This is a genomic window from Micromonospora sp. RTGN7, from assembly GCF_033804645.1.
GTDB lineage: Bacteria > Actinomycetota > Actinomycetes > Mycobacteriales > Micromonosporaceae > Micromonospora.
This window is the reverse complement of record NZ_JAPZLF010000001.1, coordinates 141093-164406: the sequence shown is the minus strand read 5'-3', so window position 1 is coordinate 164406 and position 23314 is coordinate 141093. Positions and strand designations below refer to the sequence as shown.

General features: G+C 73.8%; 20 protein-coding genes. 8 read left to right on the top strand and 12 right to left on the bottom strand.

The genetic code is table 11. The annotated features are described in order from the left end of the window. Positions 1 to 55: 55 nt before the first annotated feature. From SNR22_RS00740 to SNR22_RS00705, 8 genes are all read right to left on the bottom strand, one after another. On the bottom strand, positions 56 to 754 hold the full coding sequence (locus SNR22_RS00740) for an aspartate/glutamate racemase family protein (RefSeq protein WP_320064254.1): 699 nt from the start codon (positions 752 to 754) through the stop codon (positions 56 to 58). After that, on the bottom strand, positions 751 to 2076 hold the full coding sequence (locus SNR22_RS00735; protein WP_320064253.1) for an NAD(P)/FAD-dependent oxidoreductase: 1326 nt from the start codon (positions 2074 to 2076) through the stop codon (positions 751 to 753). Before SNR22_RS00735 ends, SNR22_RS00740 begins: the two co-directional genes overlap by 4 nt. Before the next feature lie 9 nt (positions 2077 to 2085). Then, entirely contained in the window at positions 2086 to 2961 is an 876-nt protein-coding gene (locus SNR22_RS00730) for a family 3 encapsulin nanocompartment shell protein (protein ID WP_320064252.1), read from the bottom strand. A gap of 97 nt (positions 2962 to 3058) precedes the next feature. Beyond that, positions 3059 to 3907, bottom strand: coding sequence for a methyltransferase domain-containing protein (locus SNR22_RS00725; protein ID WP_320064251.1), 849 nt, complete (start codon positions 3905 to 3907; stop codon positions 3059 to 3061). Positions 3908 to 3966: 59 nt separating this feature from the next. After that, complete coding sequence (locus SNR22_RS00720) at positions 3967 to 4794, bottom strand: SDR family NAD(P)-dependent oxidoreductase (RefSeq protein ID WP_320064250.1); 828 nt, start codon at positions 4792 to 4794, stop codon at positions 3967 to 3969. Between the two features lie 5 nt (positions 4795 to 4799). Continuing rightward, the gene (locus SNR22_RS00715) at positions 4800 to 5753 is read right to left on the bottom strand and encodes a sulfotransferase (protein ID WP_320064249.1); all 954 of its coding nucleotides are present in this window, start codon (positions 5751 to 5753) and stop codon (positions 4800 to 4802) included. Next, positions 5750 to 6952 carry an MFS transporter gene (locus tag SNR22_RS00710; RefSeq protein ID WP_320064248.1) on the bottom strand — a complete coding sequence of 401 codons (1203 nt, stop codon included), beginning with the start codon at positions 6950 to 6952 and terminating at the stop codon, positions 5750 to 5752. Before SNR22_RS00710 ends, SNR22_RS00715 begins: the two co-directional genes overlap by 4 nt. Next, the gene (locus SNR22_RS00705; protein ID WP_320064246.1) at positions 6949 to 8316 is read right to left on the bottom strand and encodes a DegT/DnrJ/EryC1/StrS family aminotransferase; all 1368 of its coding nucleotides are present in this window, start codon (positions 8314 to 8316) and stop codon (positions 6949 to 6951) included. The genes SNR22_RS00710 and SNR22_RS00705 overlap by 4 nt, the downstream gene beginning before the upstream one ends. An 841-nt stretch (positions 8317 to 9157) precedes the next feature. On the opposite strand from SNR22_RS00705, the gene SNR22_RS00700 reads away from it, so the two are divergent. The 8 genes from SNR22_RS00700 (at position 9158) to SNR22_RS00665 (ending at position 19233) form a co-directional block, all read left to right on the top strand. After that, entirely contained in the window at positions 9158 to 9889 is a 732-nt protein-coding gene (locus tag SNR22_RS00700) for a lytic polysaccharide monooxygenase (protein ID WP_320064245.1), read from the top strand. Between the two features lie 58 nt (positions 9890 to 9947). Beyond that, positions 9948 to 10580, top strand: coding sequence for a DUF305 domain-containing protein (locus tag SNR22_RS00695; protein ID WP_320064243.1), 633 nt, complete (start codon positions 9948 to 9950; stop codon positions 10578 to 10580). A gap of 147 nt (positions 10581 to 10727) precedes the next feature. Beyond that, a complete protein-coding gene (locus SNR22_RS00690; RefSeq protein ID WP_320064242.1) occupies positions 10728 to 11186 on the top strand; it encodes an ATP-binding protein in 459 nt (152 codons plus the stop codon). A gap of 141 nt (positions 11187 to 11327) precedes the next feature. Then, positions 11328 to 15893: a HAMP domain-containing protein gene (locus tag SNR22_RS00685; protein WP_320064241.1), complete on the top strand. Its 4566-nt coding sequence runs from the start codon at positions 11328 to 11330 to the stop codon at positions 15891 to 15893. A gap of 23 nt (positions 15894 to 15916) precedes the next feature. Next, positions 15917 to 16207 carry a hypothetical protein gene (locus SNR22_RS00680; RefSeq protein WP_320064239.1) on the top strand — a complete coding sequence of 97 codons (291 nt, stop codon included), beginning with the start codon at positions 15917 to 15919 and terminating at the stop codon, positions 16205 to 16207. Between the two features lie 218 nt (positions 16208 to 16425). After that, positions 16426 to 17724: a hypothetical protein gene (locus SNR22_RS00675; protein ID WP_320064237.1), complete on the top strand. Its 1299-nt coding sequence runs from the start codon at positions 16426 to 16428 to the stop codon at positions 17722 to 17724. 197 nt (positions 17725 to 17921) lie between these two features. Further along, positions 17922 to 18527 carry a response regulator transcription factor gene (locus SNR22_RS00670; RefSeq protein ID WP_320064235.1) on the top strand — a complete coding sequence of 202 codons (606 nt, stop codon included), beginning with the start codon at positions 17922 to 17924 and terminating at the stop codon, positions 18525 to 18527. Between the two features lie 121 nt (positions 18528 to 18648). Then, complete coding sequence (locus SNR22_RS00665; protein ID WP_320064233.1) at positions 18649 to 19233, top strand: response regulator transcription factor; 585 nt, start codon at positions 18649 to 18651, stop codon at positions 19231 to 19233. Positions 19234 to 19381: 148 nt separating this feature from the next. Here the strand turns inward: SNR22_RS00665 and SNR22_RS00660 are convergent, their stop codons facing one another. From SNR22_RS00660 to SNR22_RS00645, 4 genes are all read right to left on the bottom strand, one after another. After that, positions 19382 to 21226: an ABC transporter ATP-binding protein gene (locus SNR22_RS00660; protein ID WP_320064232.1), complete on the bottom strand. Its 1845-nt coding sequence runs from the start codon at positions 21224 to 21226 to the stop codon at positions 19382 to 19384. Beyond that, entirely contained in the window at positions 21223 to 22944 is a 1722-nt protein-coding gene (locus SNR22_RS00655) for an ABC transporter ATP-binding protein (RefSeq protein ID WP_320064230.1), read from the bottom strand. The genes SNR22_RS00660 and SNR22_RS00655 overlap by 4 nt, the downstream gene beginning before the upstream one ends. A 76-nt stretch (positions 22945 to 23020) precedes the next feature. After that, positions 23021 to 23140, bottom strand: a complete 120-nt coding sequence (locus tag SNR22_RS00650) for a SapB/AmfS family lanthipeptide (protein ID WP_320064229.1) — start codon at positions 23138 to 23140, stop codon at positions 23021 to 23023. A gap of 53 nt (positions 23141 to 23193) precedes the next feature. Continuing rightward, complete coding sequence (locus tag SNR22_RS00645; RefSeq protein WP_320064229.1) at positions 23194 to 23313, bottom strand: SapB/AmfS family lanthipeptide; 120 nt, start codon at positions 23311 to 23313, stop codon at positions 23194 to 23196. Between the last annotated feature and the right edge of the window lies 1 nt (position 23314).

The following is a 23314-nucleotide window of genomic DNA, read 5'->3' as shown; positions in this document are numbered from 1 at the left end:
CCACTCTTTCCGTGAAATTGCGCGCGGGTGCGGGGTGCGGGGTGCGGGGTGCGGGTTAGGAGTGGCGGGGGTACGGGTGGCGGGTCAGGGTGGCGTGCACCATGTTCGTGAGCGTGACGATGTCGAAGACCGGCAGCCCCAGCCGGGCCTGGATCTCGTGCACGTACGGCACCAGATCGGTGCACTCGATCACCAGCGCGCCGAGGTCCGGGTGGGCCTCGGCGAGCCGGTCGACCCGGTCGAGCACCTCCCGTCCGAGCCGGTGCGTGTCGAGCTCGTCGCGACGGCCCTCCATCATCACCTCGCGGAACTCCGGCTGGTCGGCCATCCCGGTGACCCGCACCGGCACCGACTCGGCGCCGATCGCGGCGAGGTGGCGCGGGGTCAGCGCGGCCTCGTCGGCGACCAGCAGCCCGACCGGCCGGCCGACCATCCGGTACACCATCGGGAGCTGGACCAGGCTGGACGCCCAGATCGGCACCGAGATGGCGGCGGCCAGTTCGGCCTGGAAGAGCACCAGGAAGCCGCACGCGCCGGTGATCCCGGCGGCCCCGGCGGCCTGAAGGTCCTTCGCCGCCGAGATCACCGGCTCCAGCAGGGTCGGGTCGGCCTCCCGGACCAGCCGCTGCGGTGTCGCCCCCTCGATCACCTGGTAGATCACCGGGAAGTCGAAGGTGGCCGGGTTGCGGATGTGCCCGGGGACCTTCTCGAACGAGGTGTTCAGGCAGAGGATCCCGATCGGCGCGGCGGTCATCGCGTACTCCCAGGGGTTGGGCGGCGGCGCGGGAAGCGGCGCCGCCAGCGGTCCACGGCGAAGGGTGACAGGTCCAGCTCCGGGCGGACGCCGCCGACGAGCTGGGCGATCAGCCGCCCGCCGGCCGGCGCCAGGCCCATCCCGATGTGGCCGTGCCCGGCGGCGACGCAGACGTTGCGGTACGCCCCGGCGCGGCCGAGTAGCGGCAGGCTGTCCGGGGTGCAGGGGCGCAACCCGCTCCACACCTGCACCCGACGGTCGGTGTCCAGCCCCGGCAGGTACGACCGGACGGTGCGCACGATGCCGTCGACCCGCCGGGGCGCCACGGAGGTGTCCATCCCGGTCAGTTCCAGGGTGCCGGCGAGGCGCAGCCGGTCGCCGAGCGGCATGACGGCGACCTTGCCCTCGCTGAGCAGGATCGGCAGCCGGGGCGGAGTCTGTGGGGCGGCAACGGTCACCGCGTAGCCCTTCGCCGGCTGGAGCATCAGGTCGATCCCGAGCTTGCGGGCGCAGGCCACCGACCAGATCCCGGCGGCGATGACCACCTCGGCCGGGCGCAGGTCCCCCCGGCTGGTGCGGACGGCCCGGACCCGGTCGCCGGCCACCTCGAAGTCGTGGACCTCGGTGTGGGTGCGGATCTCCACGCCCATCTCCCGCAGCACCCGGGCGAACTCGACCAGGAACGCCGGGATGTGCAGCGCGGCCCCCTCGGCGTTGAGCAGCGCACCGGCCACGTCGAACTCGACGTCCGGTTCGAGGCGGGCCAGCTCGCCGGGCTCGAGGACCCGCAGCGGCACCCCCCGGGCGACGGCCGCCGGCACCGAGCGGCGGGCCTGGTCGAAGCCCTCCGGGGTCTTGCAGGCCAGCAGCATGCCCTGGGCGGTGAGGGTGTCGGCGAGCGGGCCCGCCGCGCACACCTCGTGCAGGATGGCCAGGCTGCGCTGCTTGAGCGACAGCAGGATCTCGAAGGCGGCCCGGGCGTCGGCCTCGGTGCAGAGCCGGCGGAAGTGCCAGAGCCAGGCCAGCAGGGCCGGGTCCCAGCGGGGCCGGACGTGGAACGGGCTCTCCGGGTTCAGCAGGTAGCGCAGCCCCTTCGCCGGCACGCCGGGTTCCGCCAGCGGCGCGGAGCCCTGGGTGCCGACGAAGCCGGTGTTCCCCGACGAACAGGCCGCCGGGTCGCCGACCTCCCCCCGGTCGACGACGGTGACCCGGTGACCGTCGCGGGCCAGGAACCAGGCGCAGAAGAGGCCGACGATGCCCGCGCCGACGACCAGCACGTCGGGGTCGTCGCCGGGCGGGCGCGGCGCGGGCGTCGTCGACATCGTCGGGCCCTACACGCTCACGATGTAGAAGCAGGTGGGCAGGTTGAGCACCACCCGCTCGTAGATCTCGGCGGTCAGCGCCACCCCCGGCTCGGCGAAGGTGCCGGGCGGCGGCTCGGCGAAGGAGATCATCGAGCGGCCCGCGTCGAGGAGCAGCGCCCCGTGGCCGAAGTCGCCGACGATCGCGGTGCCCGGGTCGACCAGCCGGGTCCGGACGATGAAAACCCCGTTCTCCTCGATGTCGCGCATCAGGGTGCCGGAGCCGAGCAGTCGGTAGTAGTCCGCCGGGTTGATGATCAGCCCGTCTGCGGTGCTGCCGTTCTGCTCCACCTCGTTGCAGGCCGACAGGATGGTGGAACCGAATGGGCCCGGGTCGGTGATCCGGGCGATGTCCGGCATGGTCAGCAGGCCACCCTCGCCGCGCAGGATGGTGACGTTCTCGGCGGTGCACAGCCGTACGACGAGGCGGTAGTTGATGAACTCCGCGAAGCTGGTCGGGTCGTCCCAGAGCCCCTCCGGCACCTGCGCCCACGCCTTCGTGGTGTACAGCGGCGGGATGGGGGAGAGGTGGAAGTGGTTGGCCGCCTCCCGGCGCAGGTCGGCGCCGTCGACCGCCGGGTCGCCCGCGCGGGCCGGGCTCTCGTGCCAGTAGAAGTCCTGCGGATCCCGGGACAGGTCCACCACCTTCAGCACGTTCCGCGACGGGTAACGCGGCTTGCGCCGGGAGCTGGTCAGCGAGTCGGTGATGGTGACGTCGTAGTCGACGCGGGTGTCGAAGCCCCCCTTGGCGAAGGCGTCGGCGAACACCTGCCCCGGCGACAGTTGCTTCTTACGGTCCGCTACGACCTCGGCGATCGTCCGCTTGATGACGTCGGTTCGTTGCATGGGGGTTCACACCTTCGGGTCGGGTCGGGTCGGTACCGCGCGGCGGGGGTGTCGCGTGGGCCAGGTCACTGGGGGTGGGGGCGCCGCCCGGCGCCGGTCACCGGGCGGCGGCGGACTTGCGGGCGACGAACATTCCCCAGCCGAACTCGCCCCGGCCGATCGCCGCCTGGATCTCCGCGCAGGACGCGGCGAAGCCGAGGATCCACTCCCGGGCGGCCGGATCGCCGGTGCTGGCGGCCCGCTCCCGGGCGGTCTCCCCGAGCACCCGGTACGTCTGCCGGATGTGCTCGTCGAGGTTGCGGGCGACCAGCACCTCGAAGCCGACGTCGGTGAGCGCCTCGGCGTACCCGTCGAGGGAGTAGCCGCCGCTCCACCGCACCCGGTCGTAGACGTGCCGCCGGGCGGCCTCGCCGATCTCGGTGGTGGGCTGGAGGAAGTCGGTGATCGCGAGGATCCCGCCGGGGGCGAGCACCCGGTGCATCTCGGCGTGGCTACGCGGCTTCTCCGGCACCAGGAAGAGCGCGTCCTGGCTGACCACGTGACTGAAGCTGCCCGGCTCGTACGGCAGGGCGGTGGCCGAGCCGTGCCGGAAGGTGACCCCCGGCGTCGGCCGCTCGGCGAGCTTGGCCTGGGCGAACCGGACCCGCTCGATGCTCAGGTCCAGGCCCTCACCCCGACAGCCGGTCTGCCCGGCCAGCCGCAGCAGGAAGTTGCCGCAGCCGCAACCCACGTCGAGCACCGTCGAGCCGGCGTCGATGCCCGCCTCGGTGGCGAGCAGGTCCGAGGTCCGGTCGGCGGCGCCGTGGTAGTCGGTGTCGGCGTCGTCGGCGAAGTATCCGGTGTGCAGGACGCCCTCGCTGTCCCAGAAGCTGAGGTACGTCTGGGTGGTCTCGTCGAAGAACTCGGAGACGTCCCGCTCGGTGAAGGTGGGGCTGGTCGTGGACATCACGCACTCCTTCGTGCTGTGCCGCCGGTCGGCGTCGCCGCCACCGGTCCGGGGAAGGGTCAGGCGTAGGTGTCCTTGCGGACGCCGGTCATGTGTGGCAGCTCCGGGCTGGTGACGCTGGCGCCGCCGTCGATCAGGTGCACGCCCGCGGTGACGAACGAGGCCCGCTCGCTGGCCAGGAACGCGGCCACGGCGGCGATCTCCTCGGGGCGGCCCAGCCGGCCCAGCGCGATGTGGTGCCCCATGGCCGCGAGCTGCTCCTCGACGTCGCCGTCGCCAGCCAGCCGCGCGGCGGCCCGCTCCATCGGTGGGGTGCGCACGCTGCCGGGGGCGAGGACGTTGACGGTGATCCCGTCGCCGGCCACCTCGACGGCGAGGCCCTGGGCGAAGCGGACCAGGGCGGCCCGGGTCACCCCGGAGAGCACCAGCGGGCTGATCGGCACGCTCGCGGTCTCCGAGGCGACGAAGAGCAGCCGCCCCCAGCCGGCGGCGCGCAGGTGCGGCAGCGCGGCGAGGGCCAGGCCGACCGCCGGGATCAGCACCTTGTCGACGGCGGCCCGGTAGTCGTCGGTGTCGAACAGCGCCACCGTGCCGATGGGCGGGCTGCCGCCGCTGACCAGCAGGACGTGCGCCCCGCCGAGGTCGGCGGCCACCCCGTCGACCCAACGGCGGGCCGCGTCGGCGTCGGTGACGTCAACGCTGGTGGCGCTGACCCGGCCGGCGGCCACCCCGGCCAGCTCCCGCTCCGCGGCGGCCAGCCGGTCCGGGTCGCGGCCGCAGATCGCCACGTGCGCGCCCTCGGCGGCGAACTCCTTCGCGCAGGCCAGCCCGATCCCGCTGGACCCGCCCGCGACGAGGACCACTCGTCCCTTCAGCCCCAGATCCACGCTTCCTACCTCTCTGATCCGTTGGTCGGTGACAGCCGGTTCGCCCCGGCCGGGTCCGACCGGTAGCCGTACCGGGCGAACAGGGGCTGGGCCAGGGCCGTGGCGGCCAACCGGTCGGCCCGCGGCAGGCTGCGCCGCCAGGAGTCGTCGGAGTCCCGGATGACGGTGGCGCCGATGCGGAACCGGTCCGGGTTGCCGGTCACCGTGTGGTTGGTGTGCAGCTCGACGGTGCGGCCGTGGACCGGGTTGCCGGCCGGGTCGGCGCCGCAGAACCGCAGCAGCGCGTCGACGGTGCCGGCCGGGTCGGCGGTGAACGACTCGTAGCGCAGCAGCGTCGACCGGTCGGGGAACCGCCGGGTGATCGCCGCCGAGGCCAGGTTGAACCCGTGCCAGTACGCGGTGCTGCGCGCCGCCGACATCGCGTACACGTACTGCTTGGGTTCCCGCCAGGAATGCGCCACGGCGCGCGGGTCGCGGACCAGGTGCACGTAGTACGGGGTGATCCCGTCCAGGTACGGCAGCAGGGCCGCCTCGCCGGGGATCTTCGTGGTGTCCACGATGGTGTGCGCGCCGGTGCGCTCGGCCACGGCACGGTAGACCCGGCCCATCAGGTCGGCGTGGGCGCGTATCTCGTCGTCGTGCAGGCCCCGGCGCAGCACCCGCCAGGTGTGCCGGGTGCGGACCCGGGCCCGCTGGCGGTCGATCACCGTGGCGGCGTGCGCGTCGGCCGACGCACCGACGGGCCGGCCGACCGGCAGGACGTGCGACCAGACGTCGCAGTGGGTCAGCGGCACGCCGCAGCCGCACAGGTCGTTGACGCCCCGCCCGGTGGAGTTCTTCCACAGGAAGTGCAGCTCACCGACGTGGAAGAAGCCGGGTACCTCGTTGAGCACGTTGCCGATGATGGTGCTGCCGTTGCGGCACCAGCCGGTGACGCAGAGGACGGTCAGGTCACTCATGTCGCTCGGGCCTCCGTCGCCTCGGTGCCGGATCGGGCGGCGCCGGGATCGGCCGCCGGGCGGCCGATCCACGCCGCCATGACGGCCGCCGCGACGGCGCAGACCGCGCCGACGCCGAACACCGCGGGGTAGTTCAGGGTCGCCGCGACCAGGCCGGCCACCGGCCCCCACACCGCCAGCCCCAGATCCCAGAACGAGGTGTACGCCCCGATCGCCGCCCCCTGCCGGGCCGGGTCGGCCCGGTTCATCACCATCAGCGCCAGCGACGGGTGCAGCAGGCTGAACCCGACGCCGGTGACCACCCCGCCGAGCACGGCGACGGGCAGGTTCGGGGCGAGCGCGACGATCACCAGGCCGACCGCCTCGCCGGCCGCCGACCAGGCCGCCACCCGTCGCGGTCCCAGCTTGTCCGGCAGGTGCCCGATGACCAGCCGGGTGAGGGCGTACACGGCGCTGAAGCAGCTCAGCACCACCACCCCGGAGCCGATTCCCCGGGCGTCGAGGTGCAGCACGACGAACGCGGCGAGGCCGGCGTACCCGGCGGCGCCGAGGGCGAGCGCGGTGCCGGGCAGCAGCGCCGGGCGCAGCAGCAGCCCGCCACCCTTGGCCGGGGCGGCGGCGGGATCCCGGGGCGGGACCGGGGCCATGGCCACCAGGGCGGCGGCCAGCAGGGGAGCGGCGGCGGCGAGCGCCCAGACCGCCGCGTAGGAGACCTGTTGCAGGGTGGCGCCGAGGAAGGTGCCGGCGGAGATGCCGCCCCACATGCTCATCCCGTACAGGCCGATGAGCTGACCGCGCCGGTGGTGCGGGGCCAGCGCCACCGTCCACACCGCACCGGCGGTGAACAGGGCCGCCTCGCCGGCGCCGAGCAGCAGCCGGACGGCCACCAGCGCCGGCACCGCCAGCGGCAGGAAGTACAGCAGCCCGCCGGCGGCCAGGACGAGGGCGCCGGTGAGCATCACGGTGCGGTGCCCGTACCGGTCGGCCAGCGCACCGGCGATCGGCCGGACCAGCAGGGCGGTCACCGCGGTCACCGTGACGACCAGCCCGATGACCAGGTCTCCGCCGCCGTGCCGGTCGCGCAGGAACCCGGGCAGCACCGGGATCACTGCGGTGAGGCCCAGGTACCCGGCGAAGAGCCCGCCGAAGACGCCGACCAGGGCCAGGCGCGGCACGGCGCGGGTGGTGATGTCCGTCATCGGCGCACCGGCTCCGCCGTGCCGGCCGGCACGGCCGTGGGGTCGTCGCTTCCCGGACCGGCGGGCGGGCTGCCCAGCGCGGCGGCCACCTTGCGGACCGCCCGCACCAGGTCCTCGCAGTCCTCGAGGGTCAGGTTGGACGACAGCGGCACGTCCACCGACTCCCGCAGGTACCCGGTGGTGCGCGGCAGCATCGCGCGGATCTCGTCGAGGTCGTCGGTGTCGTACACGAACCGCCAGTTCCAGAACGCGCGGACGTTGAGGTCGTCGTCGGCGCCGATGTTGCGCGCGTCGATCCCTTCCCGGCGCAGCGCGCGAGCGAACCAGCCGGCATCGCCGCCGGGAACCCGGAACACGAACGCCTCCCCGAGGTACGCCCCGGGGGCGACCGGCCGGCGGGCCGCGATGCCCGGCAGGTCGGCCAGCGCGGTGGAGACGTACTCGTAGTTGCGGTGGAACAGCCCTAGCCGCTCCGGCAACCGGGCCATCTCGGCGCGCAGCAGCGCCGCCCGGATCTCGTCCATCCGCAGGCTCAACAGCGGCAGTTCGAGGCCGGTCAGCGGTGGCTCACCGTCGGGGAAGTGCCGCCGCAACCGCCCCTCGTACGCGCCGGAGAGCGCCACCGCCCGGGCGAACAGCTCCCGGTCGTCGGTGACCAGGAAGCCGCCCTCACCGCAGTTGAGCGCCTTGTCGGACTGGGTGCTGAACGCCCCGGCAGCCCCGAACGTGCCGAGCTTGCGGCCGTTGAGCTCGGCGCCCAGCGCCGGCACCGCGTCCTCGATCAGCGGCACCCCCATCTCGGCGGCGAACCGCGCGAGGGCCTCGGCGTCGGCGGCGAAGCCGCGCATGTGCACCACGAGGATCGCCCCGATCCGCTGATCCCAGCGCCGCCGCAGGTCGTCGAGGTCCATCCGCAGGTTCTCGTCGACCTCCACCAGGAACGGCCGGCAGCCGGCCATGACGATCGCGCTCGGCGTGGCGACGAACGTGAAGCCGGGGCAGGCGACCAGCGACCCGGGGGGCACCCGGGCGGCCATCACGGCCAGGGCGAGGGCCGCGGTGCCACTGGAGACCGCGAGGGCGTGCCGGGTGCCGAAGAAGCGGCACAGCTCTTCCTCGAACTGGCCGCACTCCGTCTCGTGCTGCGGCCGGTGGTCGTACCGGAAGTAGAGGTGGCTGCGGACGGCCCGGCAGGCCGCCTCCTCGTCCTCGGGGTGGACGAAGACGGCGCCCTTGTCGTACGTGGGCCAGGGGGTGTGGCGGACCGGCGGGCCGCCGTGCAGGGCGAGGCGTTCCTCCGGTCGGTCGTGGTGCGCCGTCGGCAGTGGCCGGGGCGGCGCGGAAGCTTCGTCGTTCCCGTTCACCGGCGGACTCCTCGCTCGTGTGCTGGCGGGTGTTCCGATGACCCGATTCCTGGTGGATCAAATGGCGGTCGACGTATGCCGTGGGCACCACGAATAAACCCGTTGACGTGGGAAAACGTCACGGATCCGGAATCACGGTAATCGCCGTCCAGTGACAGTCATGATTGTCGTGGGGGTGCGGCGCGTCAACCCGTGCATTTTGCAATCCGCTCTCCCGGAGTTGCGCGGGGCGAGCCCCGGTGACCGCCCGTTGCCGTTCGTCGAGCCGCACCGCGCTGGACCGGCTTCTGAGCTGGATCGATGTTCGGCGACGCGGGCCGCAGCGATGCCGAGGGCATCACCCTGTGTCATGACTCAAGGTCGGTCGTCGGATTGCCGATTGCGCCTACCCCTATAAACACGATTTCCCTATCGGAAAAGCAGACTTTGCGCGGCGGCGGCTCAAAACGGTCAACAGCCGTCAATGGCATTTTGTCCGAGCGGAGCCGGAGATATGCGCCGCGGGCGGTTGGATGGAATGTGAGCTGGCCCGTCGCCGGCCTCCTGGGCTGGGGCTCGGGCTTCGCGGGGCTCGGGCTTCGTGGGGCTCGACGGGCGGGCCCGGGTTGTCCGGTCCGCCGGTGCGGGACGTCCTGTCGCGGGGGCGGAAGGGGCGGCCCGGCCGCGGTGGTGCGCGGTCCGGCGCGTCCGGGGACCGGATCGGGCGCTGGGTGCGACTTTTTCGCCAGGGGTATTTACTGTTAACAATGTTTACTTTATCTTCATCGCATCCCCTCGGTGGGCGCGTTCCCCCAGCTGGTGCGGTGCGGGGATGTCCGCCATGATCGGAAGGATCATCCACATGCGTCGAACAATCGCCGTTCCGCTCGCGTCGGCGGGAGCCGTCGTCGCCTCCCTGGCCGTCGCGGTGCCTGTCCAGGCGCACGGCTACATCTCCGGCCCGCCGAGCCGTCAGGCGCTCTGCGCCCAGGGGCGGGTGCCCGACTGCGGCCAGATCAAGTACGAGCCGCAGAGCGTCGAGGGTCCGAAGGGGCTGCGCAGCTGCAACGCCGGGATCAGCCACTTCGCCGTCCTCAACGACGATGCCCGGGGCTGGCCGGCCACCTCGGTCGGCAGTTCGGTCACCTTCACCTGGACCAACACCGCCCGGCACGCCACCAGCAACTGGGAGTACTTCATCGGCGGCACCCGGGTTGCCACGGTCGACGGGGGCGGAAGCCAGCCCGGGGCCACCGTCTCGCACACCGTCAACCTCGGCAGCTGGTCGGGCCGACAGAAGCTCCTGGCCATCTGGAACATCGCCGACACCGCCAACGCCTTCTACTCCTGCGTGGACCTCCAGATCGGTGGGGGCGGAGGCAACCCCACGCCCACGCCCACCCCGTCCCCGACGAGGCCGCCCACGCCGGCACCCACCACCCCCGCCCCGTCCGGCACCTGGACCGCCGGGCAGGCGTACCGCGTCGGTGACCAGGTCACCTACGGCGGTGCGACGTACCGGTGCGTGCAGCCGCACACCGCCCTGCCCGGCTGGGAGCCGCCGAACGTACCGGCTCTCTGGGCCCGGATCTGACCCGCCCCGGGTGTGGCCCGGCTGCGGGCCACACCCGCCCCACACGGAAGGCCACGGCATGAGAACCCCCGGCGCGGTGCTTCGGATCGCCCCGCTCCCGCTCGCCGTGCTCCTGGCGCTCGCCGGATGTGCGCCGACCGTCGCCACGCCCACCGGTCCCGCCAGCGGGACCGGGGCGCCGCCCGCGTCCGCGGGCTTCGCCCGACCCGACCCGGCGGACGTGCCGTTCCTGACGGCGATGGTGGCCCACCACGACCGGACCCGGGTGATCGCCGTCGCGGCGGCCGGTCGGATCACCGACGCCGAGCTGCGCACCCTCGTCGCCGCCGTCGACGCGACCGAGGCCGACGAACTGGCCACGATGCGGCGGTGGTTGGCCGCCGCGACCCCGCCCGGCGACCCCGCCGGGCCCGACGCGCACAGCGGGCACACCGGGCACGACGCGCACCGTCCCCCCTCCCCGACCACCGACCCCGACCTCGCCCGGCTGAGCTCCGCCGCCGCCGAGCGGTTCGACGCCGTACTCATCGACGTGCTCACCGCCCACCAGGGCCGGGCCGTCGCGCTGGCGCGGGCGCACCGACCGGTGGCGGTGGGCCCCGAGGTACGCGACCTCGCCGACCGCATCGAACGGTCGCGTACCGCCCAGATTCGACTGATGGCCGGGCTGCCCGCCGCCCGGGCCGGCTGATCGCGAAGGGCTCTGCCCGCCCGGGCCGGCAGAACGTGCGGTGGCTCTGCCGCCCGGGCCGGTAAACCGTGGCTGGCTCGGGCCGTTCGGGCGGCAGAGCCACCCGGGGCGCGTCCTGTGTGGGCGCGGGCCGTGTACGGTCCCGCCATGAACAGCGGTGGGGGTGGTGGCGGCGGCACGGCAGCCGGCGCGTCCCGTGCGGATGCCGGGACGACCCTGTTGGCGGAGGTCATCACCGCCGGGGGGGTGACGGCGCTGCGGCACGCGGTCACCGCCTCGGCCGGTGCGGCGGGCCTGACCGATGTCGCCCTGGAGGACTTCGTGCTGGCGGTGCACGAGCTGGTCACCAACGTCGTCCGGCACGGCGGCGGCAGCGGCGAGCTGCGGCTGCGCCGCCACGGTGACCTGCTGACGTGCGAGATCGCCGACGATGGCCCCGGCTTCGGCGACGTGCGGGTCGCGCTTCCCGCGCCGAACCAGGTGGGAAACCGCGGCCTGTGGCTCGCCCAGCAGCTCACCGACGGTCTGGAGATTCATGCCGACGGTCGGGGCACGATGGCTCTGGTCAGCGCGCGGCTGACCGCCCCGGGTCCGGCTCGAGGCTGAACGCCGCGCCCGGGATCGGGCGTACGACCCGCCGGGCGGCCGTCCTCACCGCTCGCGGCCCCACGGACATGTGCATACTTGCTCGGTTTGCTGTCGTTGCTGTCGGGCCGCCCGCCCGACGGGTTGAGTCCGGGGGTTGCGATGGTCGAGCGGTCGGCGGTACGGCGTGGTGGCACGGTTCCCGGTTCGGCCGGGCCGGTGACCGACCCGGGTCTGCGGCAACTGCTCGCCGGCCTCACCGCGGTACGCGACGGCGACTTCGGCACCCGGCTGCCGGAGGACGCCGACGGCCTGCTCGGCGAGATCGCCACCGTCTTCAACGGCATGGTCGACCAGCTGTCGCTGTTCACCTCCGAGGTGACCCGGGTGGCCCGCGAGGTGGGCACCGAGGGTCAGCTCGGCGGCCAGGCCGAGGTCCCCGGGGTGTCGGGCACCTGGAAGGACCTCACCGACTCCGTCAACGCCATGGCCGGCAACCTGACCGACCAGGTACGCGACATCGCCGAGGTGGCCACGGCGGTGGCCCGGGGCGACCTGTCGCAGAAGATCACCGTGGACGTGCGGGGCGAGATCCTGGAGCTGAAGGTCACCATCAACACGATGGTCGACCAGCTCTCGTCGTTCGCCGACGAGGTGACCCGGGTGGCCCGCGAGGTGGGCAGCGAGGGCCGGCTCGGCGGGCAGGCCGAGGTGCCCGGGGTGGCCGGCACCTGGCGCGACCTCACCGACTCGGTGAACTTCATGGCCGGCAACCTGACCAGCCAGGTCCGCAACATCGCCCAGGTCACCACCGCCGTGGCCCGCGGCGACCTGTCGCAGAAGATCACCGTGGACGCCCGGGGCGAGATCCTGGAGCTCAAGAGCACCATCAACACGATGGTCGACCAACTCTCGTCCTTCGCCGACGAGGTGACCCGGGTGGCCCGGGAGGTCGGCACCGACGGCCGCCTCGGCGGCCAGGCCCAGGTCAGCGGCGTCGCCGGAACGTGGCGGGACCTGACCGACTCGGTGAACTCGATGGCGGTCAACCTGACCGACCAGGTGCGTAGCATCGCCCAGGTGGCCACGGCGGTGGCCCGGGGCGACCTGTCGCAGAAGATCACCGTTACGGCGCACGGGGAGATCCTGGAGCTGAAGAACACCATCAACACGATGGTGGAACAGCTCTCGTCGTTCGCCGACGAGGTGACCCGGGTGGCCCGTGAGGTGGGCACCGAGGGCCGGCTCGGCGGCCAGGCCGACGTCAAGGGCGTCTCCGGCACCTGGAAGGACCTCACCGAGTCGGTGAACGTCATGGCGGACAACCTCACCGCCCAGGTCCGCAGCATCGCCGAGGTCACCACCGCCGTCGCCAAGGGCGACCTGACGCAGAAGATCCGGGTCGACGCCCGGGGCGAGATCCTGGCCCTCAAGGAGACCATCAACACGATGGTCGACCAGCTCTCCGCGTTCGCCGACGAGGTGACCCGGGTGGCCCGTGAGGTGGGCACCGAGGGCCGGCTCGGCGGCCAGGCCCGGGTGCTCAACGTCGGTGGCACCTGGAAGGACCTCACCGACAACGTCAACGAGATGGCCAACAACCTCACCAACCAGGTGCGCTCGATCGCGCTGGTCGCCACGGCCGTGGCGCAGGGCGACCTGAGCCGCAAGATCACGGTGGAGGCCAAGGGTGAGGTGGCCGTGCTCGCCCAGACCATCAACACCATGGTCGACACCCTCGGCGCGTTCGCCGACGAGGTGACCCGGGTGGCCCGGGAGGTGGGCACCGAGGGCCGGCTCGGCGGCCAGGCCCGGGTGCCCAACGTGGCCGGCACCTGGAAGGACCTCACCGACAACGTCAACTCGATGGCGAACAACCTCACCGGCCAGGTCCGCAACATCGCCCAGGTGACCACGGCGGTGGCCCAGGGCGACCTGACCCGGAAGATCGACGTCGACGCCCGGGGCGAGATCCTGGAGCTGAAGACGACCATCAACACGATGGTGGACCAGCTCTCCTCGTTCGCCGCCGAGGTGACCCGGGTGGCCCGGGAGGTGGGCAGCGAGGGTCGGCTCGGCGGCCAGGCCGAGGTGGAGGGCGTCTCCGGCACCTGGAAGCGGCTCACCGAGAACGTCAACGAACTCGCCGGCAACCTCACCCGGCAGGTCCGCGCCATCGCCGAGGTGACCAGCGCGGTGGCCACCGGCGACCTGACCCGCTCGATCACCGTCGACGCCTCCGGTGAGGTGGCCGAGCTCAAGGACAACATCAACTCCATGGTGGAGTCGCTGCGCGAGACCACCAGGATGAACCAGGAGCAGGACTGGCTCAAGACCAACCTCGCCCGGATCTCCGGCCTGATGCAGGGCCACCGTGACCTGGAGGTCGTCGCCGGGCTGGTGATGGACGAGCTGGCCCCGCTGGTTTCCGCGCAGCTCGGCACGTTCCTGTTGGTCGAGGAGACCACGGACGCCCCCACCCTGCGGGTGGTCGGCGGCTACGGCCACCGCGCGTCCGGTCGTCGGTACGCCCTCGGCGACTCCCTCGTCGGGCAGGCCGCGGTGAGCAAGCGGGCGATCGTGGTGGACACCGTGCCCGCCGACTACGTCACCGTCTCCTCCAGCCTCGGCGCCGCCGTCCCGCTGCACCTGGTGGTGCTGCCGATCCTCTTCGAGGACCAGGTGCTCGGCGTCATCGAGCTGGCCAGCATGAGCCGGTTCACCGAGGTGCACCGGGACTTCCTCGACCAGCTCATGGAGACCATCGGCGTCAACGTCAACACCATCGTCGCCAACGCCCGCACCGATGTGCTGCTCACCGAGTCGCAGCGCCTCGCCGCCGAACTGCGGGCCCGCTCGGAGGAGCTCCAGGCCCGCTCCGAGGAGCTCCAGCGCTCCAACGCCGACCTGGAGGACAAGGCGGCGCTGCTGGCCAGGCAGAACCACGACATCGAGACCAAGAACTCCGAGATCGAGCAGGCCCGCCAGGAGTTGGAGGCCCGCGCCCAGCAGTTGGCGCTGGCGTCGAAGTACAAGTCGGAGTTCCTTGCCAACATGAGCCACGAGCTGCGTACCCCGCTGAACTCGTTGCTCATCCTGGCCCAGCTGCTGGCCCAGAACCCGAACCGCAACCTGACGGCCAAGCAGGTCGAGTACGCCACCGTCATCCACTCCGCCGGCACCGACCTGCTCCAGTTGATCAACGACATCCTCGACCTGTCCAAGGTGGAGGCCGGCAAGATGGACGTCAACCCGGAGACGTTCGAGCTGAGCGAGCTGCGCGACTACGTCGACGCGACGTTCCGCCCGCTGACCACGCCCCGGGGCCTGGAACTGGACATCAGCACCGCCCCGGACGTACCCCAGCGGCTGCACACCGACGAGCAGCGGCTGCGGCAGGTGCTGCGCAACCTCGTCTCCAACGCCGTCAAGTTCACCGAGCAGGGCCGGGTGGAGCTGCGCATCGAGCGGGCCCGCCCCGACGAGCTGCCCGAGCAGTTCGTGGCGGGGGAGACGGTGCTGGCCTTCCGGGTCGTCGACACCGGCATCGGCATCGCCGAACAGCACCTCACCGCGATCTTCGACGCGTTCCAGCAGGCCGACGGCACCACCAGCCGCCGGTACGGCGGGACCGGGCTGGGCCTGTCGATCAGTCGCGAGATCGCCCACCTGCTGGGCGGCCGGATCACCGCCCGCAGCGTCCTCGGAAGAGGGAGCACGTTCACCCTCTTCCTGCCGGCCGCCCTGTCCAACCCGGTCGTTCCCGCCGCCCCGGCGGCCTCGTCCGGCCCCGTGGCGTCGCTGTCCGCCCTCGCCGGCCAGGCCGGGCTCGCCCTCGCCGGCGGATCGGCTCCGTTCGGGCTGCCGGCCGCCCCGTCCACGGTGGCCGAGCGGCGTGTCCTCGTGCTCGAACACCACGACAAGGGGCTGCTGACCATGCTGGTCCACGGCGTGGCGGCCGGGCTGAGCGAGGGTGGCACGCCCGTCGAGGTCGCCACCGTCCTGGACGCCCCCTCGGCGCTGGAAGCCGCGGCTGGTCGCCGGCACCGCTGCCTGGTGGTGCACCTGGACCTGCCGGACGACAGCGGTGCGCTGCTGCTGCGGGCGCTGCGCGACGACCCCGCCAACCGGGGTGTGCCGGTGCTGGCGTACCACGCCCGACCGCTGGCGTCCGGGCAGGAGGCCCTGCTCCGGGCGATGGCCGGCGATCGCCCGCTGGAGGTCCTGGCCAGCCTGGACGACCTGCGGGAGCGGATCGTCCTGTACCTGTCGGTGGAGGTGCGCGAGCATGTGCTGCCCTTCGCCCGACCGTCCCAGGGCAACGACACCTCCTGGGGCGGTGCCCCCGGCGGGCTGACCGGCCGCAAGGTCCTCGTCGTCGACGACGACGCCCGCAACGTCTTCGCCCTGACCAACATCCTGGAGCTGCACGGCCTCGACGTGGTCTACGCCGAGAACGGCCGCAAGGGCATCGAGACCCTGATGCGCCACGACGACATCGACCTCGTCCTGATGGACGTGATGATGCCGGAGATGGACGGGTACGCGGCCACCGCCGCCATCCGGGCAATGCCGCGTTACGCCGACCTGCCGATCATCGCGGTGACAGCCAAGGCCATGCACGGCGACCGGGAGAAGAGCATCACCTCCGGGGCCAGCGACTACGTCACCAAACCGGTGGACGCCGAGGACCTGCTGCACTGCATCCACCGCTGGCTCGACAGCTGACCGCCGGCCGGCACAATGGCCGGGTGACCGATCGAAGGGTGAGCCTCGACGACCTGGGGGCGTGGCTGATCAAGGGCAACGCCGACCGGGTCGGCCGGGTCACCGCCGCGCCCGTCGCCGACCCGGACGACGGCTGGTCGGTGTCGCTCGACCTGACCGTCCTCGACGAGCCGGACCGGGTACCCCGCCGGCGGTTGCGTGCCGATCCGCGGCTGGCCGGCCTGGAGGTGCTCCGCCAGCCACAGGTGGCCAACCCGTCGTACCTCACCGTGGCCCAGTTTGCCGCGTTGCGCGACCATCTTCCGGCCGGCTGACCGGTCCGGCTCTCTGACTGTTCCGGCTCTCTGACTGTTCCGGCCGTCCGAAAGGACCGGAAGGCGGGGGGTGCATGGTGGTGACGACCTCGTTACGATGTGTCAACACCTTCGGAGGAGAAAGGTCGGTCCGCGTGCGCTGTCCCGCTGTCCGCTCCGCCCCAGCCGTGGTCGTCGCAGTGTCGTGGCGCGCCGGGACCGCTCCGGTTGCATCGGCGGTGCGGCTCGTACGGCGGCTCGTGCTGCTGGTGGGCGCGATGGGCGCAGGGATCGTCGCGGCCGTGCTCCTCGCCGGCCCCGCCGCCGCGGACGAGCACGGTCCGCGCACCGACACCGACACCGACACCGCCACCGTAGGTGGGGTGCTCCGCTCGGCCGGTCTGCTCCCCGATCTCCTCGGCCGCGTCCTGCCCGCCAGCCCCAACGGCACCCTGCCCGGTAACCCCGATGGCAGCTGGCCCGCCAACCCGGGCCGCCCCACCCCTGACCGGGATGGGCCCGACCGGGCCCGGCCCGGTAACCCTGACGGCGGCCGGCCCGGCAATCCCGACCGGGCCCGGCCCGGCATGTCGGTTCCGGAGCAGGCCGTGGAGCGGCCCACCCGGCTGCTGCCGGTGCTGCCGCTCCGCCCCCCGGCGCATGCTCCCCGGCCCACGGAGCCCGACGTCCCCGGCCCGGCCCGGCCCGCACCGGCCGACGTCCGTCCCGACGCCGACGAGGCGTCCCCCGTGAACCCGGGGGAGCCCCGGCCAGCAGCCCGCCCCGGCCAGCGGCCAGCGACTCCCGGCGTCCCGTCGGCCGTCGTCGACCCGGCCGGGGAGCTGCAGGGCCCGGTGGCCGGCGTCGGGCGTCCGCTTCCTGACGCACCCGCCGTCGCGGCGCCCACCGGCCCCGGTGGCGGCGTCGTGTCCTGCCTGTCCGAACTGCTGGGCGGCCGTACGACCTGGGTGACCGGCCTGGTCAGCGAGCTGGCGCAGCAGGTCCTGCCCCCGGTCTTGGGGCTGGTCGGCGCGGTGCTGACCCCGGTGTTGCCCGGCCTGCCCGGCCTGCCGGCCGACCCGACGGCTCCGCCCGGGTCCCCGATCCCGCCGGTCGGTGCGGCGCCGCTTCCGGGCGCACCGGTCATCCCCACCGCCCCGGCTTCCACCGCCCCGGTTTCCACCGCCCCGGTTCCCGTAGCCCTCGCGTCGCCGACGTTCCCTGGGGCCGACGGCGCGAGCGAGCCGGCTATGGCGTCCCCGCCCGGGTGGCCGATCGCCACCGTCATTCCCGGAACCTCCGGCCCCGCCACGTCCGCGAAGACCCAGCCGGCAGCCGGGGCGCAGCCCTCGGCCGGGCCCGGCCGGCCGGTGCCGTACGGCGACCGGGTCGGCGACGCCCGTGCCGGTGCCGGGCCCGTGCCCGCCTCGACCCATGACACCCGCTGGCCGTCGCGCGTCGACGGCCGCCATCGCACCGTCCTCACGTCGGTTCCGGTCAACGGCCGGGCCCCGGCGGTGACCGTCCGCCCCGGCTGATCCGCGGCCCGGCCCGTCCCGCGCTCGCCGGCCCGTGTGCCGTGCTGATCGCCGGATGTGGCCCCCGTGGCCCGTGAGCATCCATCATGGCGCCCGCTCCGGGCCGACGCTGTCCGTTTCCGCGCGCACCGCCCCCGATCCGTGTCGAGCCGACCGGTCGGGGCGGCGCGACGCGTACCCGAGATCGGAGATACGTGGTGATCCACGTCGTCGTGGCCGAGTACATGGGACTGCTGCGCAGCGCACTCTGCGCCGCGCTGTCGAACGAGGAAGACATCCAGGTCGTCGCCGATGCCGCCGGCATCGGGGAACTGTGGGGGGTGCTGCGTCGGGAACGCCCCGATGTGCTGGTGCTGGAGCTGAAGCCGGACGCGCCCGAGTCGGCATGGGTGGTCGCCAAGGTGGTTGCCGAGACCCCACAGACGTCCGTGCTGGCGTTGAGCCATCGTTGGAGTCCGCCGCTGGTCGAGGCGGCCCTGACGGCCGGGGCGCGCGGCCTGGTCAGCAAGAGCATCGCGCTGTCGGAACTGGTACGCGCGGTCCGGACGACCGCCGCCGGGGAACGGGTGATCGACCCGGTGGCCGCGGTGGCCGTGCTCAGCCCGCCGGTCAACCCGCTGACCCGTCGGGAACTGGAGGTGCTGCGGGTCGCCGCCGAGGGGCTGCCGCTGAAGGAGATCGCTCGCCGGCTCTTCCTTGCCCACGGCACTGTACGCAACCACCTCTCGGCCATTCTGCACAAAACCGGCACCCGAAACCGGCTGGAAGCCGTCCGGCTGGCGCAGCGGGACGGCTGGCTGTAGCCGTCGCGGGCGGGCCCCGGCGCGGTCGTTCCGGGGCCCGCCCGCTCACCGAGCGGAGTGCCAAGTTACGTGTTTGAATGTTGACCGTCGGTGGTCAATGGAAGTGCCGGAGGGGTCCGATATGATCCGTACCCTGCTCGCCCTGGACGGTGCACTGGTCCGAGGTGCGTTGTCCCTCGTCCTCGCCGCCGAGGAGGACATCCACGTGGTGGCGGAGGTGGGCCGCCGCGACGCGGTCGGTCAAGCGGTCCGTGCCGGCCGGCCGGACGTTGCGGTGATGGACTTCGACCTGATCACCGAAGGGGCGGCGACGGTGGCGCAGCCGTGCCCCCTGCTGGTGCTCGCTGACCCGCGTCGCGTCCGGGGCCTGCACGGCGTGTTCTCCCCGGGCCGTACGGTCGGCATCCTGGCCAGCGACGTGTCCCCGCACCGGGTGGTCGACGGGATCCGGCGGCTCGCGCGGCACGAGTCGGTGGTCGACGCCGAACTCGTCCTGGCGGCGCTCGCCGCCGACAGCCCGCTGACCGTCCGGGAGACCGAGGTGCTACGGCTGACCGCCGACGGTGCCCCGGTCGCCGAGGTGGCCGGTTCGCTGAGCCTCTCCTGCGGCACCGTCCGCAACCACCTCGGGCGTATCGCCCGCAAGACCGGGGCCCGGACCCGGGTGGAGGCGGTCCGGGTCGCCCGGGAATCCGGTTGGATCTGACGCCACCCGAACCCGACAAGCCCCCGCCCCGCTCCCCCCACCTAACACCCCCCCGGGGACACGAAAAACGCTCTCCCCCGCAGGCAAATACCCGGAAAGGGAACCCTTTCCGGGTATTTGCGCGGCGTGGGGGTGGGTGGGGTGGGGGTTAGTGTTGGGGGGCTGGGGTGGGGTGGTCGGTCCAGTGGCCGACGAGTTCTCGGTACGTTGCAGATAGGCCCAGCAGTTCCTCGTGGGTGCCCGTAACCGGCCGCTCGCCGTCGACCACCAGCACCCGGCGGGCGCGGACGGCGGAGCTGATCCGGTGCGCGATCACCACCAGCGTGCCGGGCCGGCGGGCGAAGGCGTCCTCCACCGTCGCCTCCGCCGCCGGGTCCAGGTGACAGGTGGCCTCGTCGAGGATCACCAGCGGAGCGGGGGACAGGTACGCCCGCACCGCAGCGAGGAGTTGCCGTTCGCCGGCGGAGATCGCGTCCGGCGTCACCGTCCCGCCCAGCCCACCGAGCCGGGCGACCAGCGTTCTCGCCCCGAGAACCTCGACGGCGGCCGCCACGGTGTCGTCGTCGGCCTCTGGGCGCAGGTAGCGCAGGTTGTCGGCGAGTGAGCCGGTGAAGACGTACGCCTCCTGCGGCACCAGCACCCGGAGGCGAGCCAGCGCGGCCGGTGGGGCGGTGGCCACCGGGACCCCGCCCAGGAGCACCGTGCCGGCTTGTGGCACGAGCAGCCCGGACAGCAGGGCGGCCAGGGTGGACTTGCCCGCCCCGCTCGCCCCGACCACGGCGAGGTGCTCCCCGGGGGGCAGGGTCAGGGTGACGTCCGCCAGTACCGGCCTCGCCGCCGCCCCGTACCGGAAGGTCAGCCTGTGGATCCGCGCGGCTGCTGGGCTCGCGTCCCGCGGGGCTGCTGGACTCGCGTCCCGCGCCGATGGCGGGCCGTCTGCCGGCTGGTCGGACGGGGCTGCGGACGGGGCGGCGGGCGGCGGGTCGGGCTCGTCGTCGGGGCAGGTCCGCAGGATGCGGTCCAGGGTGACCACGTACCGCAGGCCACCGCCGCCGAGGCCCTGCACCAGCGCGTGCAGGGCGGGCTGGAGGCCGGTGGAGACGTAGATCAGGGCACCGAGCACCGCGCCGGCGGTCAGGCCTCGGTCCACCAGCCACGGCGCCGCCAGTAGCAGCACCGCCAGCGGCAGCCAGCCGCCCAGGCCGAGGCTGAGGCTGCGTACGGCGGACATCCGCGCCAGGGTCCGTTCGGCGGCGGCCTGGTCGGCCACCCGCCGCCCCACGTCGGCGACGACCCGTTCGGTCGCGCCGCACGCCCGCACGTCCCGGTGCCCGGACAGCGCGGTCGCGGCGGCCCGGCCGAGCTCCTCGCCGGCGCGGACGTACCGTCGCTGCTGCCCGGCCATCGCCGGGAGCGCGGCGAGGAACACGGCGAGCCCGACGACCAGCGGCGCGGCCACCAGCGCAGCCATCACCGGGTCCAGGGCCACCAGCCCGAGCAGGGCCGCCCCGGCAGCGAACAGGAAGCCACGCGTCACCATCAGCAGGCCGGCGAAGGTGTCCCGGACCAGCTCCACCTGGTGGGTCAGCCGGGCCGCCGAGGCGGTGTCGGCGCGTCCGCCGACCCGGGTGGCGTCCCGCAAGGCGGCCCGGACCACCCGGCCGGCGAGGTCGTCCCGGAACGGTTCGACCACCGCGCCCAGGCTCCGGTACGTCCGACCGGTCGCCACCGCGCCGATGAGCACCGCCCCGGCGAGCAGCCCCAGCCAGCCCAGGCCGACGTTCAGGCGTCCGGCCAGGAAGCCCGCGTCGACCGCCCGCGCCACCAGGGCGCCGGAGAGCAGCGCCGGCAGCGCCTCGACGACCGACCAGCCGACGAGCCGCGTCACGGCCGGCCGCCGTGCGCGGAGCGCCCCCCAGGTCGCCCGTCGTACCCCGGCGCCGGTCGACACCCGGGTCTCCCGGTGTGGCACCCGGGCGTTTCGGCGGCTCATCGGGGGGCCCCGTCGGTGCGGAAGACCGCCCGGTAAGCCGGGTCCGCCCAGAGCCGCCGGTGCGGGGCGAGGGCGCGCAGCCGGCCGCCGTCGAGCCAGGCGACCAGGTCGGCCGCCGCCGCCGTGGCGGCCCGGTGGGTGACCACCAACCGGGTACGCTCGCCCGGCCGGCCCGTCACCGCCCGGGCGATGCGGTGTTCGGTGACGGTGTCCAGGCTGGACGTGGCATCGTCGAGGATCAGCAGCCGATCGGCCCCGGCGAAGGCGCGGGCCAGCCCGAGCCGCTGGGCCTCGCCGCCGGAGAGCGGGGTGTCTGCCAGCGGGGTGCGGAAACCCGCCGGCAGGCGGTCCACGACATCGGCGACCGCCGCCGCCTCGGCGGCCCGCCGGACGGCGGGGGCGGCCGACGACCCGTCTGCGGGCGGGGCGGCTTCGTCCCGGGGCAGGGCCAGGCCGATCGCGTCGTGCACGGTCGCGCCGACCAGCGCCGGCCGGTCGAAGGCGTACCCGACGGCCCGGCGCAGCTCGTCCGGGCGCAGCCGGGGCAGCGGCACGCCGTCCAGGCAGACCTCGCCGGAGTCCGGGTCGTGCAGCCGCCCGGCGACGGCGGCCAGGGTGGACTTGCCGGCGCCGGACGGCCCGACCACGGCCACCGTGACGCCGGCCGGCACGGTCAGGTCGACCCCGTCGAGAACGGGCCGGCCGTCGTCGGCGTACACGCTCACCGCTGTCAGCCGCAGCGCCCCGCGGCCCGCCGGCAGCCGACGGTCGCCGTCGGTGGGCACGGGGTACGCCAGCACCTCGGCGACGCGGGCTGCGCCGGAGCGGCTGCGCACGAGACGGTTCAGGCCGGCCAGGACCGCGCCCAGCCCGGCCCCGATCGCCGCGTAGCGGACCGCCGAGACCAACTGGCCGGGGGTGAGCCAGCCGGCGGTCAGCGCGTACCCGCCGACGGCGACCACGCCCAGTTGCAGCAGCGGCGCCACGGCGGCGGTGCGGGCGCTGGCCCGGGCCAGCAGCTCCCAGCCGCGCCGGCCGTTCGCGCCCAGCTCCGGCAGCGCGGCGAGCACCCGCTGCGCCTCCCTGCGGTGGGTTCCGGCGGCGGCGATGGTCCGGGCGCCGGCGAGGGATTCCAGCAGCCGGCCGGCGATCGAGTTCAGGGCCCGTTGGTAGCCGGCGGTGGCCGCCGAGGCGTCAGTGACGAACGCCCGCATCAGGCCGGCCAGCAGCACCAGCCCGGCGAGCAGGGTGACGCCCAGCGCCGGTTCGATCAGGGTGAGCGCGACGACGCTGCCGAGCGGGGGCAGCAGTGCGATCGCGCCGAGCACCACGGTGGTGCCGGCCTGTCCGGCGTCCGCGGCCTGGCCGACGAGCCGGCCGACCAGATCCCCGACGGGGTGCCGACGGGCGGCGCGCACGTCGAGGGCGAAGAGGTGCCGTAGCAGCCGTTCCCGGAGCCGGGCGGTGGCGCGGGCGGCGCCGTACCCGCTGGCCAGGTCGGCGAGGGTGTCGGTGGCGACGAGGACGGCGACCAGGGCGCAGACGGCGGCCGGCCACCAGCGGCTCCCGCCGGTCAGCGCCGCGTCGACGGCGACGCCGAGAACCGCCGGCAGCAGCAGTTCGGCGAGCGCGCCGGTCAGGGTGATGGCGGCCAGCGCGGCCGTCCAGCCACCGGCGTCCCGGACTACCCGCCGGAACATCCCGTCGCCCGTGGGCATCGGTCCTCCTCGGAAACGGAGAGCGGCCCCGGGCGGACAGAGCTGTCCACCCGGGGCGCCGCAGAGCGACCCGAAACTAGTTGCAGGTCGTGATGGAGAGCGAGCTGTCGCCGCAGAGCAGCAGGCTCGCGCTGGAGCCGCCGCCGGTGCGGTCGGTGGAGGCCATCTCGAGGCCCTGGAGGTCGAGGAGCGCCATGATGTTCACGTCCTTTCGTGGGGTGGTGATGGTCACGTGGGTGGTGCGGGCGATCAGTTGCAGGTCGTGATGGAGAGCGAGCTGTCGCCGCAGAGCAGCAGGCTCGCGCTGGAGCCGCCGCCGGTGCGGTCGGTGGAGGCCATCTCGAGGCCCTGCAGGTCGAGGAGCGCCATG